15 protein-coding genes are annotated in these 17728 nt (G+C 71.1%); 8 read left to right on the forward strand and 7 right to left on the reverse strand.

Features of this window, described 5'->3' with window-relative positions:
* Window positions 1–2 precede the first annotated feature (2 nt).
* Both AQJ11_RS20365 and AQJ11_RS20370 read right to left on the reverse strand, forming a co-directional pair.
* Entirely contained in the window at window positions 3–755 is a 753-nt protein-coding gene (locus AQJ11_RS20365) for an ABC transporter ATP-binding protein (protein ID WP_059263957.1), read from the reverse strand.
* Window positions 752–1267, reverse strand: a complete 516-nt coding sequence (locus AQJ11_RS20370) for a PadR family transcriptional regulator (protein WP_014672000.1) — start codon at window positions 1265–1267, stop codon at window positions 752–754. Before AQJ11_RS20370 ends, AQJ11_RS20365 begins: the two co-directional genes overlap by 4 nt.
* A 123-nt stretch (window positions 1268–1390) precedes the next feature.
* Here AQJ11_RS20370 and AQJ11_RS20375 point away from each other — a divergent pair, with 123 nt between their 5' ends.
* The 5 genes from AQJ11_RS20375 to AQJ11_RS20395 all read left to right on the forward strand — a co-directional run bounded on the left by AQJ11_RS20375 (window position 1391) and on the right by AQJ11_RS20395 (window position 8001).
* The gene (locus tag AQJ11_RS20375; RefSeq protein WP_059263958.1) at window positions 1391–2662 is read left to right on the forward strand and encodes an ABC transporter substrate-binding protein; all 1272 of its coding nucleotides are present in this window, start codon (window positions 1391–1393) and stop codon (window positions 2660–2662) included.
* A 157-nt stretch (window positions 2663–2819) separates the two neighbouring features.
* Entirely contained in the window at window positions 2820–4430 is a 1611-nt protein-coding gene (locus tag AQJ11_RS20380) for a glycoside hydrolase family 13 protein (protein WP_208616573.1), read from the forward strand.
* A gap of 29 nt (window positions 4431–4459) precedes the next feature.
* A complete protein-coding gene (locus tag AQJ11_RS20385; protein ID WP_059263959.1) occupies window positions 4460–5785 on the forward strand; it encodes an ABC transporter substrate-binding protein in 1326 nt (441 codons plus the stop codon).
* A gap of 10 nt (window positions 5786–5795) precedes the next feature.
* A complete protein-coding gene (locus AQJ11_RS20390) occupies window positions 5796–7151 on the forward strand; it encodes an ABC transporter permease (protein ID WP_059263960.1) in 1356 nt (451 codons plus the stop codon).
* A 10-nt stretch (window positions 7152–7161) separates the two neighbouring features.
* On the forward strand, window positions 7162–8001 hold the full coding sequence (locus tag AQJ11_RS20395) for a carbohydrate ABC transporter permease (RefSeq protein WP_014671995.1): 840 nt from the start codon (window positions 7162–7164) through the stop codon (window positions 7999–8001).
* A gap of 47 nt (window positions 8002–8048) precedes the next feature.
* On the opposite strand, the gene pgl is transcribed toward AQJ11_RS20395, so the two are convergent.
* From pgl to tkt, 5 genes are read right to left on the reverse strand one after another with little or no spacing between them, the layout of a single operon-like run.
* A complete protein-coding gene (gene pgl, locus AQJ11_RS20400; protein ID WP_014671994.1) occupies window positions 8049–8831 on the reverse strand; it encodes a 6-phosphogluconolactonase in 783 nt (260 codons plus the stop codon).
* Window positions 8828–9934 (reverse strand): glucose-6-phosphate dehydrogenase assembly protein OpcA, encoded by a 1107-nt coding sequence (gene opcA / locus AQJ11_RS20405; RefSeq protein ID WP_059263961.1) that lies wholly within the window; start codon window positions 9932–9934, stop codon window positions 8828–8830. Before opcA ends, pgl begins: the two co-directional genes overlap by 4 nt.
* Window positions 9931–11469 carry a glucose-6-phosphate dehydrogenase gene (gene zwf, locus AQJ11_RS20410; protein WP_059263962.1) on the reverse strand — a complete coding sequence of 513 codons (1539 nt, stop codon included), beginning with the start codon at window positions 11467–11469 and terminating at the stop codon, window positions 9931–9933. Before zwf ends, opcA begins: the two co-directional genes overlap by 4 nt.
* A 1-nt stretch (window position 11470) precedes the next feature.
* Window positions 11471–12589, reverse strand: a complete 1119-nt coding sequence (gene tal, locus AQJ11_RS20415) for a transaldolase (RefSeq protein ID WP_014671991.1) — start codon at window positions 12587–12589, stop codon at window positions 11471–11473.
* A 33-nt stretch (window positions 12590–12622) separates the two neighbouring features.
* Window positions 12623–14710 (reverse strand): transketolase, encoded by a 2088-nt coding sequence (gene tkt / locus AQJ11_RS20420; protein ID WP_014671990.1) that lies wholly within the window; start codon window positions 14708–14710, stop codon window positions 12623–12625.
* 363 nt (window positions 14711–15073) lie between these two features.
* On the opposite strand from tkt, the gene AQJ11_RS20425 reads away from it, so the two are divergent.
* From AQJ11_RS20425 to AQJ11_RS20435, 3 genes are all read left to right on the forward strand, one after another.
* A complete protein-coding gene (locus AQJ11_RS20425; RefSeq protein WP_237280810.1) occupies window positions 15074–16078 on the forward strand; it encodes a heme o synthase in 1005 nt (334 codons plus the stop codon).
* 70 nt (window positions 16079–16148) lie between these two features.
* Complete coding sequence (locus tag AQJ11_RS20430) at window positions 16149–16469, forward strand: hypothetical protein (protein WP_014671988.1); 321 nt, start codon at window positions 16149–16151, stop codon at window positions 16467–16469.
* 139 nt (window positions 16470–16608) lie between these two features.
* Entirely contained in the window at window positions 16609–17715 is a 1107-nt protein-coding gene (locus AQJ11_RS20435) for an amidohydrolase family protein (RefSeq protein ID WP_014671987.1), read from the forward strand.
* The last annotated feature ends 13 nt before the right edge of the window (window positions 17716–17728 follow it).

Raw genomic sequence — 17728 nt, forward strand, 5'->3', positions numbered from 1 at the left:
GGTCAGTCCCTCAGCTCCAGCACGCCCGAGATGCCGCTCCGCCGGGGCGGCGGCGCGCCGTCCAGGGCCGCGTCGTCGGCGATGCGGCCGTCGAAGAAGCTGATCACGCGGTCGGCGGCGCTGGCCAGCCGGGCATCGTGGGTGACCAGCACGATGGTCTGGCCGCGCCCGTGGAAGCGGGACAGCAGCCGCATCACCTCGCGGGTGCCCTTGCTGTCCAGGCTGCCGGCCGGCTCGTCCGCGAGCAGCAGCGGCGGATGGTTGACCAGCGCCCGGGCGAGCGCGACCCGCTGCTGCTCACCGCCGGACAGCTCACCCGGCATGCTGCGCTCCTTGCCCTCCAGACCCAGCTCGGCGAGCAGCGCCTCCCGTTCGGCGCGGGCCTTCTTCGGCGGGACCCCGGCGAGCAGCGCGGGCAGTTCCACGTTGTCGGCGACCGACAGGTTCGAGACCAGGTTGAAGAACTGGAACACGATCCCGATGGCCTTCCTGCGCTCCACCGCCCAGCGGGCCTCGCTGAAGGAGTCCGTGCACCGGCCGTCGAGCCAGACGCTGCCCCGGTCCGGCCGCTGGAGCCCGCCGAGCAGGTGCAGCAGCGTGGACTTGCCCGCGCCGGACGGCCCGGTGACCGCGACGAACTCGCCGCGGGCCACGCCGAGGTCGACCCCGCGCACGGCGTGCGCGGGCGCGCCCTCGCCGTAGTGGGTCTTCACCAGCCCCTCGGCCCGCAGTACCGGAGCGTGGCCGTCACTCACCCCAGATCCTCCAGTTCCTCCTGGCACCGCTCCAGCCAGTCGAGGTCGGCCTGGAGGTGCAGCATCGCGCCCTCGATCAGCAGGTGGGCGATTCGGTTGTCCCGGCTCTCGGCCGCGGCCAGTTTCGACAGGTTGCGCATGGTGTTGAGGTACTGGCGCCGCTGCCGGTTGATGAGGGCGATCTGGTCGGCGAGACCGGTCTGCGGGGCGAGGGCGAGCTTCATGAAGAACTCGTCCCGCACCCGCGGCTCGTCCTCGGTCTCCTCGAACCAGGCTCGCAGCGCCTCGCGCCCGGTGTCGGTGAGGTGGTAGACCTTCTTGTTGGGCCGGCTGGACTGCTCGACGTCCTGGCCCTCGATCAGCCCGGACTTCTCCAGGCGGCCGAGGGTGACGTAGATCTGGCCGACGTTCGGCTGAGGGTACGCGGCGCCCAGCAGTTGCTCAAGGTCCTGCTTCAGCTCGTAGCCGTGGGCCGGGCCGCGGGCGAGGAGTGCCAGGAGGGGCAGGCGCACTCGTGCTGTCCTCCTGTCTGCTTCATGTGCTCCAGGCCCTAGTATCGCGCATACCTAACAGGTATACATGGCCTCTGTCCCCGGGCGAGGGTGCCCGTGGTGCCGGTGTACAGGGAGGAACCTATGCGGTGGATGCGCGCCGCCGGTAGGGGCCTTCTCGTTCTCGTCGTGGTCATGGCCGGTTACGGGGCCTCGGGCGCCCGCGCCGACGAGGGCGCGGGAGGCGGCCGGGGCCCGCTCACGCTGGCCACCGCCGGTGACCTCACCGGCTATCTCGGCCCGCTGCTCCAGGGCTGGAACCGCACCCACCCCGGCGAGAAGGTCACCCTGGTCGAGCTGCCGGACTCCGCCGACGAGACGCACGCGCAGATGACGACCGACCTGCGCGGCGGCGACCGGGGCCGGTTCGACGTCCTCAACATCGACGTCGACTGGACCTCCGAGTTCGCGGCGGCCGGCTGGATCCGCCCGCTGCCCCGCGACCGCTTCCCGCTGGACAGCTTCCTGCCTCCGGTCGTGGACACGGCGACCTACGACGGACGGCTGTACGCGGTCCCGTACGTCACGAACGCCGGACTCCTGCTGTACCGCAAGGACGTCCTCGACCAGGAGGGGGTGTCCCCGCCGCGCACCTGGGCCGAGCTGGAGCACGACGCGAGGACCATCGCGCCGAAGTACGGACTCGGCGGCTACGCGGGCCAGTTCCTGCCCTACGAGGGCCTGACCGTGAACGCGGCCGAGGCGGTGTACTCGGCGGGCGGCACCATCCTCGGCGGCGAGGGCACCCGCGTCACCGTCGACTCGGCCGCCGCCCGCGAGGGCATCGGCTTCCTCGCCCGCGGCATCCGCGAGGGCTGGATCCCGAGGCAGGCGCTGACGTACAAGGAGGAGGAGTCCAAACAGGCCTTCCAGGACGGCAGGCTGCTCTTCCTGCGCAACTGGCCCTACGCCTACGCCGTGGCCTCCGCACCGGGTTCCCGGGTCGCCGGGAAGATCGGCGCCGTACCGCTGCCCGGGCCCGACGGTCCGGGGACGAGCGTCCTCGGCGGCTCCAACCTCGCGGTCAACACCCACGCCCGGCACCCGGACTCCGCCGCGCGCCTGATCGCCTACCTCACCAGCGCGCCCGTGCAGCGCCAGGTGCTCACGCGGGGCGCGCTGCCGCCCGTGCGCGCCGGGCTCTACGAAGACCCCGCGCTCATCCGGCGGTTCCCCTATCTGCCGACCCTGCGCACCGCCGTGCTCACCGCCCGGCCGCGTCCCAAGAGCCCCCACTACGACCAGGTCAGCCTGGCCGTGCAGGCGGTCGTGCAGGACGCGCTCACCGGGCGGCAGACGCCCGAACAGGCCGTGCGCAGGCTGGCGCGCGAACTCGACGCCATCGCCAGCCGCTAGCCGACCGCGGACCCACCGCTAGTTACTTGTTAGATAACGCGGACATCTCAACTGGCCGTCGAATGTCCCGGTAAGCCCGCATTTGCCTCCCCAACTCCCCGGTAGCATCTGTTCTTTTCGTTGACATCCTCGCGACACGCCTACCTAACATGCATGCATGTTGAGTAAGCACCACTGGTGGCGGGACGCCGTGATCTACCAGGTGTACGTCCGCAGCTTCCTGGACAGCACCGGTGACGGCATCGGCGATCTGGCCGGCGTCCGGGCCGGACTGCCCTACCTGAAGAAGCTCGGCGTCGACGGGATCTGGCTGAGCCCCTTCTACCCCTCACCGCAGCACGACCACGGCTACGACGTGGCCGACTACCGCGGTGTCGACCCGCTCTTCGGCGACCTCGCCGAGTTCGACTCGCTGATGGCCGCCGCCCGGCGGCTCGGCATCAAGGTGCTGCTCGACATCGTCCCCAACCACTGCTCCAGCGAGCACCCGTGGTTCCGCGAGGCCCTGGCCGGCGAGCCCGGCAGCCCGGCCCGCGCCCGCTTCCACTTCGCCGACGGCCGCGGCCCCGACGGCAGCGAGCCGCCCAACAACTGGCACGCCATGTTCGGCGGCCCCGCCTGGACCCGGGTCGCCGACGGCCAGTGGTACCTGCACATGTTCACGCCCGAACAGCCCGACTGGAACTGGCGCAACCCCGAGATCGCCGACGAGTTCGACCGGACCCTGCGGTTCTGGCTCGACCGGGGCGTCGACGGGTTCCGCATCGACGTCGCCGCCGGTCTGTTCAAGCACCCCGAACTGCCCGACTCCGACGACCCGGAGGCCGACGCCCGCACCCGCGACTCGGTCAACCCGCTCGCCTGGAACCAGCCCGAGGTGCACGAGGTGTGGCGCCGCTGGCGCTCCCTGTGCGAGGAGTACGCCGACCGTGACGGGCGCGAACGCCTGCTCGTCGGCGAGGTCTCCGTCCCCACCGCCCGCGAACAGGCCCTGTACGTCCGCCCGGACGAGCTCCACCAGGCCTTCTTCTTCCACCTGCTCGGCGCCCCCTGGGACGCCGACGCCTTCCGCAAGGTCATCTCCGAGGCCATGCAGGACATCGCCGGCACCGGCTCCACGGTCACCTGGGTCCTCAACAACCACGACCAGGTCCGCACCGTCACCCGCTACGGGGAACCGGCCACCGGGGGCAGCGGGCTCGGCGCCGCCCGCGCCCGCGCCGCCGCGCTGCTGATGCTGGCGCTGCCCGGAGCCGCGTACATCTACCAGGGCGAGGAACTGGGCCTGCCCGAGGTCGTCGACCTGCCCGACGACGTGCTCACCGACCCGATCTTCCGGCGCACCGGCAGCCGCGCCCGCATCCGCGACGGCTGCCGGGTGCCGCTGCCCTGGTCCGGACAGGCCTCCCCGTTCGGCTTCACCTCCGGCGTGGAGGGCGCCAAACCCTGGCTGCCGCAGCCGTCGTACTTCGCCGAGTACGCCACCGACCGCGCCCTCGCCGACACCCGCTCCTTCTGGCACCTCTACCGGGACGGCCTCCACCTGCGCGCGTCCCTGCCCCAGTTGGGCGAGGGCACGCTGCGCTGGCTGGACACCCCGCCGGACGTCCTCGCCTTCGTCCGCGGCGACGGACTGGTCTGCGCCGTCAACTTCGGTACGGCCCCCGCCCCCGCGCCGGCCCCCGGCACCCCCCTGCTGTCCAGCGGCCCCTGCCCGCCCGGCGTCCTGCCCGGCGCCACGGCGGCCTGGTGGCTGAACGACATGTGATCCCGTCCCTGATGAAAGGTCCGTCAACGATGATGCGACGACGCACGACCCTGCTCACCGGCTGTACCACCCTCGCCCTCGCCCTCGGCGCCACCGCCTGCGGCGGCGGCCCCGTCTCGGCGGGCGGCGGCGACAAGGCGCTCAGCGGCCAGACCGTCACCGTGGCCGGTGTCTGGTCCGGCAGCGAGCAGAAGAACTTCCAGAAGGTGCTGGACGCCTTCACCGAGAAGACCGGCGCGAAGACCCAGTTCGTGTCGACCGGCGACAACGTCTCCACGGTCGTCGGCAGCAAGATCGAGGGCGGCAACGCGCCCGACGTCGTGATGGTCCCGCAGGTCGGCGTCCTGAAGCAGTTCGCGCAGAAGGGCTGGCTCAAGCCGCTCTCGCCGACCGCCCAGCAGACCATCGAGGCCGACTACGCGCCGGTGTGGAAGAAGTACGGCAGCGTCGACGGCACCCTCTACGGCCTCTACTTCAAGGCCGCCCACAAGTCCACCGTCTGGTACAGCCCCGACGCCCTCGCCCAGGCCGGGGTCAAGCCGCCGAAGACGTACGACGAACTGCTCAAGGCCGGGCACACCGTCTCCGACTCCGGCCTCGCCGCCTTCGCGGTCGCCGGACAGGACGGCTGGACCCTCACCGACTGGTTCGAGAACATCTACCTCTCCCAGGCGGGCCCCGAGAAGTACGACGCCCTCGCCGCGCACCAGCTGAAGTGGACGGACGCGTCCGTCGTCAAGGCGCTCAGCACCCTCGGCAAGCTCTTCAAGGACAAGCAGCTCATCGCCGGCGGTGAGAACGGGGCTCTGAACACCGACTTCCCCGGCTCGGTGGAGAAGGTGTTCGGCCCCAAGCCCGAGGCCGGCATGGTCTACGAGGGCGACTTCGTCGCCGGCGTCGCCCACGACCAGTACGGCAAGGCCGTCGGCAAGGACGCCGACTTCTTCCCCTTCCCGGCGGTCGGCGCCGGCACGGCCCCCGTCGTCAGCGGCGGTGACGCGGCCGTCGTCCTCAAGGACGGCAAGAACGCCAAGGCCGGCATGAAGCTCCTGGAGTACCTGGCCACTCCCGAGGCCGCGGCCGTGTGGGCGAAGGCGGGCGGCTTCCTGTCCCCGAACAGGAAGCTGAACCTCTCCGCGTACGGTGACGACGTCACCCGCGCCACCGCCAAGTCCCTCGTGGGCGCCGGGGACTCGGTCCGCTTCGACATGTCCGACCAGGCACCCGCCTCCTTCGGCGGCACCAAGGGCACCGGCGAGTGGAAGCTCCTCCAGGACTTCCTGCGCGACCCGTCGGACCCGAAGGGCACGGCGGCGAAGCTCGAAGCCGCCGCGGCCAAGGCCTACCAGGGCTGAGCGGCACACCATGACCGCCCCCACCGTCGTGAAACAGCAGGCGGACCCGCGTCCCGCCGCCGGCCCGGCGTCCGCGCGCCGCGGCCGGCGCCGCACCCGGCTGATCGCCCTGCTCTTCGTCCTCCCCGCGCTGCTCCTGCTCGGCGCGCTCGTCGTCTACCCGGTGCTGTTCTCCGTCGGCCGCAGCTTCTTCGACGCCTCCGGCACCCGGTTCGTCGGCGGCGACAACTACACCGAGATGTTCCGCGACCCGGCCACGCTGAAGGCCATCCGCAACACCACCATCTGGGTCGTCGTCGCCCCCGCCCTGCTCACCGGCCTCGGCCTGATCCTCGCCGTCCTGGTGGAGAAGGTCCGCTGGGCGACGGCCTTCAAGCTGCTGCTCTTCATGCCGATGGCGGTGTCCTTCCTCGCCGCCGGCATCATCTTCCGCCTCGCCTACGACGAGGACCCGGACAAGGGCGTGCTCAACGCCGCCGTCGTCTCCGTCCACGACGCCTTCCAGGGCACGTCGACCTACCCGACGGCCCGGGGCCGCACCGGACTGCTCACCCAGGACCGGGACGGCTCCTACCGCACGACCGCCTCGGCGGGCGACACCGTGACGCTGCCGATGGTCGGCGTGCTGCCGGGGGACTTGCCCGGCGACGCCTCGCCCGCCCGTACGGCGGCGGCGCGCAAGGCCGCGCCCGGCGAACTGCGCGGTGTCGTCTACCTGGACTTCACCCCCGGCGGGGGAGGCAGGCAGGGCAAGGTCGACGCCAAGGAGAGCGGCCTGCCCGGCATGAAGGTCGAGGCGGTGCGCGACGGCAAGACGGTCGCGAGCGCGACCACCGCCGCCGACGGCTCCTTCCGCTTCTCCGGGCTCACGGCGGGCCCGTACACGGTGAAGCTCCCGGAGTCGAACTTCGCCCCGCCCTACCAGGGCGTCTCCTGGCTCGGCCCGACCCTCGTCACCCCCGCGATCATCGGCGCCTACCTGTGGATCTGGACCGGTTTCGCGATGGTCCTGATCGGCGCGGGCCTCTCCACACTCCCGCGCGACGCCCTGGAGGCCGCCCGGATGGACGGGGCCAACGAGTGGCAGATCTTCCGCCGGATCACCGTCCCGCTGCTCGCGCCCGTGCTCACCGTGGTCTTCGTGACCCTGGTGATCAACGTGATGAAGGTCTTCGACCTCGTCTACATCATCGCGCCCGGCCCGGTGCAGGAGGACGCCACCGTCCTCGCCACCCAGATGTGGCTGGTGTCCTTCGGCGGCGGCAACGACCAGGGTCTCGGCAGCGCCCTCGGCGTGCTCCTGCTGCTCCTGGTGATCCCCGCGATGGTCTTCAACGTCCGCCGCTTCCGCAACAGTCAACGATGAGGAGTCAGCGATGAACGCGATCAGGCGCGGCCTGGGCAGCGGCCTGGTGCAGGCCTTCCTGGTGGTCATCGGCCTGGTCTGGCTGACCCCGCTGGCCGGCCTGTTCCTGTCCTCCCTGCGCTCGGCCCAGGACACGGCGAAGGGCGGCTGGTGGACGGCGCTGGCCAGCCCCGGCCAGCTGTCCTTCGACAACTACTCGGCGCTGCTGAAGAACGCGGGCATCAGCCAGGCCTTCTGGAACACCGTGCTGATCTCGGTGCCGGCCACCACGCTGGTCGTCGTGATCGCGGCCCTCGCCGGATACGCCTTCGCCTGGCTGGACTTCCCGCTGCGGGAACCCCTCTTCCTGCTGGTGGTGGCCCTGTTGGTGGTGCCGGTGCAGATCGGCCTGCTGCCCGTCGCCAAACTCTTCGGCGCGCTGGGCCTGTTCGGCACGATCCCCGGTGTCGTCCTCTTCCACGTCGCCTACGGTCTGCCCTTCGCGGTCTTCCTGCTGCGGAACTACTTCGCGGAGATGCCGAAGGAGATGCTGGAGGCGGCACGGATGGACGGCGGCGGCGAATGGCGCATCTTCACGCGTCTGGTCCTGCCGGTGGGCCGCCCGGCCATCGCCTCGCTGGCCATCTTCCAGTTCCTGTGGGTCTGGAACGACATGCTGGTCGCCCTGCTGTTCGCGGACAGCTCGTCGCAGCCGCTGACCGTGGAACTCCAGTCGCAGATCCGCCAGTTCGGCAGCAACATCGACGTCCTCGCCCCGGGCGCGTTCCTGTCCCTGATCGTGCCGGTGGTGGTGTTCTTCGCGTTCCAGCGGCACTTCGTGCAGGGCGTGATGGCGGGGTCGGTGAAATAGCGGCGGCGGGGGCCGGAACCCCCGCCGCGGCTACACCGGCCCGTGCGTCACGGGGACGCCGGCGGATACAACGACCTCGGCAGCTGCGAAGCCGCCGCCGAGTCCAGCAGCCACAGCGTGCGCGAGCGGCCGTACGCGCCCGCCGCGGGGGCCTGGATCTCGCCCGCGCCGGACAGGGCGATGGCCACGGCCTCCGCCTTGTCCTCGCCGGCCGCGAGGAGCCAGACCTCGCGGGCCGCGCGGATCGCCGGGAGGGTGAGGGAGATCCGGGTGGGCGGCGGCTTGGGGGCGCCGTGGACGCCGACCACCGTGCGCTCGGTCTCCCGGACCGCGGGCAGCTCGGGGAAGAGCGACGCCACGTGGGTGTCCGGGCCGACGCCCAGCATCAGGACGTCGAAGGTGGGCACCGTGCCGTGGTTCTCCGGACCGGCCGCCTTCGCCAGCTCCGCCGCGTACGCCTCCGCCGCCGCCTCCACGTCCGCGCCGTGCGGGCCGTCGGAGGCGGGCATGGCGTGCACGCGCTCCGGGTCCACCGGCACGGAGTCCAGCAGCGCCTCGCGGGCCTGCGTGACATTGCGCTCGGGGTCGCCCTCGGGGAGGTAGCGCTCGTCGCCCCACCACAGGTCGAGGCGGCCCCAGTCGACGGCGTCCCGGGCGGGGGCCGCCGCCAGCGCGGCCAGCAGGCCGTTGCCGTTGCGCCCGCCGGTGAGGACCACGGACGCGGTGCCCCGGGAGGCCTGCGCGTCCACGATCTTCGTGATCAGGCGGGCCGCGGCGGCCTGCGCCATCAGTTCCTTGTCGTGGTGGACGACCAGCTGCGGAGTGCTCACTTCGCCGTCGCCTTCCTCGCCGGTGCCTTCTTCGCCGGCGCCTTCTTCGCGGTCTTGGCCGCCGCCTTCTTCGCGGGGGCCTTGGCCGCTTCCTCGACCGGTTCCGGTACGGCGACCGGCTCGGCCGCGGACCCGGTGCCCGCATCCCCGGCCGGCGCCTCGGACGCCTGCCGCGGCACCGTGTTCAGCCGGTCCACGCCGTAGCGCAGCGCCGACGCGTAGGTGTCGTCCGGGTCCAGCCGGCGCAGCTCCTCCGCGATCAGCTCGGCGGTGTCCCGTCGCTTCAGCGCCACCGCGCGGGCCGGCTGGCCCTCGATGGACAGCGTGGCCAGCGAGCCGTCGGCCCGGTCCAGCACGATCGGGCCGCAGTCGGTGTCCATGCGGACGGCCGTGAGCCCCGGACCGGACGACAGCGAGCGCCTCACCGGTACGTCCAGCCGGTCCGCGAGCCACATCGCCAGCAGCTCACAGCTCGGGTTGAACTCCTCGCCCTCCACCTCGACGGCCTTCACCTCGCAGGTGACCTGGTCGAGCGCCGCCGCGAGCATGGAACGCCACGGCGTGATCCTCGTCCAGGACAGATCGGTGTCGCCCGGCGTGTAGGCCGCGGCGCGGGCCGCCAGCTCCCGCACCGGCTCCTCGGCCGAGTAGGTGTCGGTGACCCGGCGCTGGGCGAGCGCGCCCAGGGGGTCCTTCGCCGGGTCGAGCGGGGCGTTCACCGGCCACCACACGACGACGGGCGCGTCCGGCAGCAGCAGCGGCAGGACCACCGAGTCGGCGTGCTCCGCGGCCTCGCCGTACAGACGCAGGACGACCGTCTCGCCGGTGCCCGCCTCCGCGCCCACCCGCACCTCGGCGTCCAGACGCGAGGACGTGCGGTCGCGCGGCGAGCGGGAGACCCGCTTGATGACCACCAGCGTGCGCGAGGGGTGCTCGCGCGAGGCGTCGTTGGCGGCCTTCAGGGCGTCGTAGGCGTTCTCCTCGTCGGTGACGAGGACGAGGGTCAGCACCATGCCGACGGCGGGTGTGCCGATGGCGCGGCGGCCCTGCACGAGCGCCTTGTTGATCGCTCCGGCGGTGGTGTCGGTCAGGTCTATCTTCATGGCCGGCGCCAGCTCCGTCCGTCTCGTGCGAGCATCTCGTCCGCCTCCACGGGACCCCAGGTGCCCGACTTGTACTGCGCGGGCCTGCCGTGCGTGTCCCAGTACTCCTCGATCGGGTCGAGGATCTTCCAGGACAGCTCGACCTCCTCCGTGCGCGGGAAGAGGTTGGCGTCGCCCAGCAGCACGTCCAGGATCAGCCGCTCGTACGCCTCCGGGCTGGACTCCGTGAACGACTCGCCGTAGGCGAAGTCCATGGAGACGTCCCGGATCTCCATCGAGGTGCCCGGCACCTTGGAGCCGAAGCGGACGGTGACGCCCTCGTCGGGCTGGACGCGGATGACGATCGCGTTCTGGCCCAGCTCCTCGGTCGCCGTCGTGTCGAACGGCGAGTGCGGGGCCCGCTGGAAGACGACGGCGATCTCCGTGACCCGGCGGCCGAGCCGCTTGCCGGTGCGCAGGTAGAAGGGGACACCCGCCCAGCGGCGGTTGTCGATCTCCAGCTTGACCGCGGCGTAGGTGTCGGTCTTCGACTTCGGGTCGATGCCCTCCTCTTCGAGGTAGCCGATGACCTTCTCACCGCCCTGCCAGCCCGCCGCGTACTGCCCGCGCACGGTGTCGGCGCCCAGGTCCTTCGGCAGCCGGACGGCGCCGAGCACCTTCTCCTTCTCCGCGGCCAGCGCGTCCGCGCCGAAGGAGGCGGGCTCCTCCATGGCCGTGAGGGCCATGAGCTGGAGCAGGTGGTTCTGGATGACGTCCCGGGCGGCGCCGATGCCGTCGTAGTAGCCGGCCCGGCCGCCGATGCCGATGTCCTCGGCCATGGTGATCTGGACGTGGTCCACGAAGGACCGGTTCCAGATCGGCTCGAACATCGTGTTGGCGAAGCGCAGGGCCAGGATGTTCTGGACGGTCTCCTTGCCGAGGTAGTGGTCGATCCGGAAGACCTGCTCCGGCTCGAACACCTCGTGCACGACCTTGTTCAGCTCCTCGGCCGACGCCAGGTCGTGCCCGAACGGCTTCTCGATGACCGCTCGCCGCCAGGAACCGCCGGTCTGGTCGGCCAGACCGTGCTTCTTCAGCTGCTGGATGACCACCGGGAAGGAGCGGGGCGGCACGGACAGGTAGAAGGCGAAGTTGCCGCCCGTGCCCTGTGCCTTGTCCAGCTCGTCGATGGTGGCGCGCAGCCGCTCGAATGCCTCGTCGTCGTCGAAGGTGCCCTGGACGAAGCGCATCCCCTGGATGAGCTGCTGCCAGACCTCCTCGCGGAACGGAGTACGTGAGTGCTCCTTGACCGCGTCGTGGACGACCTCGGCGAAGTCCTCGTGCTCCCAGTCGCGGCGGGCGAAGCCCACCAGCGAGAAGCCCGGCGGCAGCAGACCCCGGTTGGCGAGGTCGTACACCGCGGGCATCAGCTTCTTGCGCGACAGGTCGCCGGTGACGCCGAAGATGACCAGGCCCGACGGCCCCGCGATGCGCGGGAGCCGTCGGTCGGCCGGGTCACGAAGCGGGTTCGCTCCGGAACCGGAAACGGGTGACAAGTCAGCCCTCCGAAGGGGCGAGGCGCTCAAGCTCCGCCTGGGTGGACTTCAGCAGGTCGGTCCAGGACGCCTCGAACTTCTCGACGCCCTCGTCCTCCAGCACCTGCACGACGTCGTCGTACGAGATGCCGAGCTTCTCCAGCGCGTCGAGGTCGGCGCGCGCCTGCTCGTAGGTGCCGGAGATGGTGTCGCCGGTGATCTCACCGTGGTCCTCGGTGGCCTCCAGCGTGGCCTCCGGCATGGTGTTGACCGTGTTCGGGGCGACCAACTCGGTGACGTACAGGGTGTCCTGGTACGCCGGGTCCTTCACGCCGGTCGACGCCCACAGCGGACGCTGCTTGTTGGCGCCCGCGTTCTCCAGCGCGCTCCACCGGTCCGAGGAGAAGACCTCCTCGTACGCCTGGTAGGCGAGACGGGCGTTGGCGACGGCGGCCTTGCCGCGCAGCGCCTTGGCCTCGTCGGTGCCGATGCCGTCCAGCCGCTTGTCGATCTCGGTGTCCACGCGGGACACGAAGAAGGACGCCACCGAGTGGATCTCCGACAGGTCGAGACCCCGCTCCTTCGCCTTCTCCAGGCCGGTCAGGTAGGCGTCCATGACCTTGCGGTAGCGCTCCAGCGAGAAGATCAGAGTGACGTTGACGCTGATGCCGAGGCCGATCGTCTCGGCGATCGCCGGCAGACCCGCCTCGGTGGCCGGGATCTTGATCAGGGTGTTGGGGCGGTCCACCAGCCAGGCCAGCTGCTTGGCCTCGGCGACGGTCGCCTTGGTGTTGTGCGCGAGACGCGGGTCGACCTCGATGGAGACCCGGCCGTCCTGGCCGTTCGTCGCGTCGAAGACCGGCCGCAGGATGTCGGCGGCGTCGCGGACGTCCGCCGTCGTGATCATGCGGATGGCCTCTTCGACGGTGACCTTGCGGGCGGCGAGGTCCGAGAGCTGCTGGTCGTAGCCGTCGCCCTGGGAGATCGCCTTCTGGAAGATCGTCGGGTTGGTGGTGACGCCCACGACGTGCTGCTGGTCGATCAGCTCGGCGAGGTTGCCGGACGTGATCCGCTTGCGCGACAGGTCGTCCAGCCAGATCGCGACGCCTTCGTCGGAGAGGCGCTTGAGTGCGTCTGTCATGGAATTACATCTCCTACGTGTCGTATATGAGCGTCAGCGCTGTGCGTCGGCGAGGGATTCCCGCGCCTTCGCGGCCACGTTCTCCGCGGTGAAGCCGAACTCCCGGAAGAGCACCTTGCCGTCGGCGGAAGCACCGAAGTGCTCCAGGGAAACGATGCGGCCGGCATCCCCCACGTACTTGTGCCAGGTGAGACCGATGCCCGCCTCGACCGACACCCGGGCCTTCACGGACGGCGGCAGCACGGAGTCCCGGTACCCCTGGTCCTGCTGCTCGAACCACTCGACGGACGGCATCGAGACGACACGCGTGGGCACGCCCTCGGCCTGGAGCTGCTCGCGCGCCTCCACGGCCACGTGCACCTCGGAACCGGTGGCGATCAGGATGACCTGCGGCTCGCCGCCGTCGGCCTCGAACAGCACGTAGCCGCCCTTGGCCGCGTCCTCGTTCGGCTCGTACACCGGCACGCCCTGGCGGGTGAGCGCCAGGCCGTGCGGCTGGCCCTTGCCGAACTCCTTGGTCCAGCGCCGCAGGATCTCGCGCCAGGCGATGGCGGTCTCGTTGGCGTCCGCCGGGCGCACGATGTTCAGACCCGGGATCGCGCGCAGCGAGGCCAGGTGCTCCACCGGCTGGTGGGTGGGGCCGTCCTCGCCGAGGCCGATGGAGTCGTGCGTCCACACGAACGTCACCGGCAGGTGCATCAGGGCCGACAGGCGCACCGCGTTGCGCATGTAGTCGGAGAAGACGAGGAAGGTGCCGCCGTAGACCCGGGTGTTGCCGTGCAGCGTGATGCCGTTCAGCTCCGCGCCCATGGAGTGCTCGCGGATGCCGAAGTGGATCGTGCGGCCGTACGGGTTGGCCTCGGGCAGCGGGTTGCCCTCGGGCAGGAACGAGCTGTCCTTGTCGATGGTGGTGTTGTTCGACCCGGCGAGGTCGGCGGAGCCGCCCCACAGCTCGGGGATCACCGCGCCGAGCGCCTGGAGCACCTTGCCGGACGCGGCACGCGTCGCGACGCCCTTGCCGGGCTCGAAGACCGGGAGCTTCTCCTCCCAGCCGGTGGGCAGCTCGCCCTTGCTGATCCGGTCGAACTCGGCGGCCCGCTCCGGGTTGGCCTCGCGCCACTCCTGGAGGGACTTCTCCCACTCGGACTTCGCCTCGGCGCCGCGTTCCAGCGCCTTGCGGGTGTGGGCGATGACCTCGTCGGCGACCTCGAACGACTTCTCCGGGTCGAAGCCGAGGACGCGCTTGGTGGCCGCGACCTCGTCCTCGCCCAGCGCCGAGCCGTGCGCGGCCTCGGTGTTCTGGGCGTTCGGGGCCGGCCAGGCGATGATGGAGCGCATCGCGATGAAGGACGGCCGGTCGGTGACCCGCTTCGCCTCCTGGATCGCGGCGAAGATCGCCTGCGGGTCCAGGTCGCCGTTCTCCTTGGCCTCCACGCGCTGCACATGCCAGCCGTAGGCCTCGTACCGCTTGACGGTGTCCTCGGAGACGGCCGTCTCGGTGTCGCCCTCGATCGAGATGTGGTTGTCGTCCCACAGCAGGATCAGGTTGCCCAGCTTCTGGTGACCGGCCAGCGAGGACGCCTCGGCGGAGATGCCCTCCTGGAGGCAGCCGTCACCGGCGATGCAGTAGATGAAGTGGTCGAAGGGGGACTCGCCGGCCGGGGCCTCGGGGTCGAACAGACCGCGCTCGTAGCGGGCGGCCATCGCCATGCCCACCGCGTTGGCGACACCCTGGCCCAGCGGGCCCGTGGTGGTCTCGACGCCCTTGGTGTGCCCGTACTCCGGGTGGCCGGGGGTCTTGGAGCCCCACGTCCGGAACGACTTCAGATCGTCCAGCTCCAGGCCGAAGCCGGCCAGGTACAGCTGGGTGTAGAGGGTCAGGGACGAGTGTCCGGCGGACAGCACGAAGCGGTCGCGGCCGACCCACTCCGGATCCGCCGGGTCGTGCCGCATCACCTTCTGGAAGAGGGTGTAGGCGGCCGGGGCCAGGCTCATCGCCGTACCGGGATGGCCGTTGCCGACCTTCTGTACGGCGTCTGCGGCCAGGACACGGGCGGTGTCCACGGCCCGCTGGTCCAGCTCGGTCCACTCAAGGTCTGTCGTGGTCGGCTTGGTGCTCACCCTGGGTCAGGGCTCCTCTCCACATGTCGGTCGCCGGTCGTCGGGGCATACGCCCACCCGGCCGCCGACGGGCTTGTCGCCCGCCGGCCGCTGTCGAGCCTACCCCCGTAAGGACGTGCGTTTTTTCGAGTGTTTCCAGACTGCCGGGAGTCCGCGCGATCCGCCTCCCGACCGGCCGGGAACGGCATTTGGCACATGAATACGGGGCCGGTCATCTGAGCGCTCAATCGAGTGCCGGGACCCCTCTTATGGGACGTGCGTCAACACGACCCCACCCCCGCGAAGGGCGGGGTATGGGCAACGTCTAAAGTGGCGTGGTACGCGCGAGCCTTTACCGGGACTTCATACGGGGGGCTTGCTGGGATGTCTCTGTCAGGGGTGTGCGTGACGGCCGTCGAATCCCGTCCTGGGGGCACCTCCCAGGCCCTTAAGGCACTGGGGGAGGGTGCGCTCGGGGCTGCGAGCCAAGGCCCGGTTCGTCGGCCGTTCGGGGCCCGTGTCAAGGCCTTCGTGGCGCTGACCAAGCCGCGGATCATCGAGCTGCTGCTCATCACCACCGTTCCGGTGATGTTCCTGGCGCAGCAGGGCGTGCCCGACCTCAAGCTGGTCCTGCTCACCTGCGTCGGCGGCTATCTGTCGGCGGGCGGCGCCAACGCGCTGAACATGTACATCGACCGGGACATCGACGCCCTGATGGACCGCACCTCGCAGCGGCCCCTGGTGACGGGCATGGTCAGCCCGCCCGAGTGCCTGGTCTTCGGCATCACCCTCGCGGTGGTCTCGACGCTGCTGTTCGGCCTCACCGTCAACTGGCTGAGCGCGTGGCTCTCGCTCGGGGCGCTCCTCTTCTACGTCGTCGTCTACACGATGCTCCTCAAGCGGCGTACGGCGCAGAACATCGTGTGGGGCGGCATCGCGGGCTGCATGCCCGTGCTCATCGGCTGGTCGGCCGTGACGAACTCGCTCTCCTGGGCGCCGGTCATCCTGTTCCTGGTCATCTTCTTCTGGACCCCGCCGCACTACTGGCCGCTGTCCATGAAGGTGAAGGACGACTACGCCCGTGTGGGCGTGCCGATGCTCCCGGTCATCGCCTCCAACAAGGTCGTGGCCCGGCAGATCGTCATCTACAGCTGGGTCATGGTCGCCGTCTCCCTGCTCCTGACCCCGCTCGGCTACACCGGCTGGTTCTACACGGCCGTCGCGCTGGCCGCCGGCGGATGGTGGCTGTGGGAGGCGCACGCGCTCCAGAACCGGGCCAAGGCCGAGGTCACGGGCGCGAAGCTGAAGGAGATGCGGCTGTTCCACTGGTCGATCACCTATGTGTCGCTGCTGTTCGTGGCGATCGCGGTGGACCCGTTCCTGCGCTGAGACGTCGGCGGGCGTACGTCACAGAGCCCTGACCTCGCCAGCCGACCTACCCGTCGGTAGCATCCTGGTCATGGCAGACACGCAGCAGGTTGACGCGAGGGCCGAGCGCAAGGTGGCCAGGCTCGCCCGGGAGATCAGCGCCTTCTCCAAGGCCCACGGCGGCGCCGAGGGCCAGGTGGCCCACATCGGTGAACGCGGCGCCCGCATCGTCCTCGTCGGCGAGGACGGCGGCTGGGGCGACCTGGTGGCTCCCACGTACGAGATCGCCGAGAAGGCCGTCGAGAAGGCGGGCATCACGGTCCACGAGTCCTTCGACGGCGAGTTCGCCGCGAAGGTGCGGACGGGCCCGTACGAGTGGAAGCGGATGGCCGGTATCCAGATCGGCGGCTAGCTGTGGTGGCGCCCGTGGCGGAGCCGCACATGGACGCAGCGCCGCGTTCCTTCGGGTCGGCCGCCGCCACCTGAACCCCGGATCACCCGTTAGGACGTGTGAGGCAGCACAGCGCGCCCACGTCCCACGGGGAGCCGGAATGATCGAAACGCCGTCCCTCGTGGACCAGTACTGCCACGGCGTACTGCGGACGGAACTGGGCCTCGGCACCTTCGAGGCCCAGCTGGCCCGCACCGAGGGACCCCCGGCCCCGGGCACCACCCTCTTCGACACGCAGACCGGCTTCGCCGTACGGCGCTGGTGCCCGCCCCTGCTCGGCCTCGAACCGCACTGCCCGCCCGCCCGCTATCTGGCCCGGCGCCGCGAACTGGGCGTGCTGGAGTCGGGCCGCAGGCTGCTGCGCGGCAGCGGCATCACGACGTACCTGGTCGACACGGGGCTGCCCGGCGACCTCACCGGCCCCGGTGAACTGGCCTCCGCGGCGGCGGCCCAGGCCCGCGAGATCATCCGGCTCGAACCGCTCGCGGAGCAGGTCGCCGACACCTCCGGCACCGTCGAGTCCTTCCTCGCCAACCTCGCCGAGTCGGTGCACGGAGCCGCGGCCACCGCCGTCGCCTTCACCTCCGTCGCGGGCCTCAGACACGGCCTGGCCCTCGCGCCCGAGCCGCCGGGACCCGGGGAGGTGCGGGGCGCGGCGGGCCGCTGGCTGGCCGGACGGCGCGTCGGCGGGGCGCTCACCGACCCCGTCCTGCTCCGGCACCTGCTGTGGATCGCCGTCGCCTCGGGCCTGCCCCTGCAACTGCACGCGGGCCTCGGCGAGCCCGGCTCCCGCATCGACCGCACGGACCCGGTGCTGCTCACCGACTTCGTCCGGGCCACCGCCGGCCTCGGCACCGACCTGGTCCTGCTGCACGGCTACCCGTACCACCGCCACGCCGCCCACCTGGCCGGTGTCTTCCCGCACGTCTACGCCGACTCCGGCGCCGCGCTGGTCCGCACCGGCGCCCGGGCGGCCACGGTCCTCGCCGAGATCCTGGAACTGGCCCCCTTCGGCAAGATCCTCTTCTCCACCGGCGCGCGGGGGCTGCCGGAACTGCATGTCGTCGGCGCCCGCCTCTTCCGCGAGGCGCTGGGCCGCGTGCTGGGCACCTGGGTCGCCGAAGGCGCCTGGTCCCCGGAGGACGCCCAGCGGGTGGCGAAGATGATCGCGGCGGACAACGCACGACGGGTGTACGGGCTCGGGTGAGCCGTCCAGACTG

The sequence above is a fragment of the Streptomyces corchorusii genome, assembly GCF_001514055.1.
GTDB classification, from domain to species: domain Bacteria; phylum Actinomycetota; class Actinomycetes; order Streptomycetales; family Streptomycetaceae; genus Streptomyces; species Streptomyces olivaceoviridis.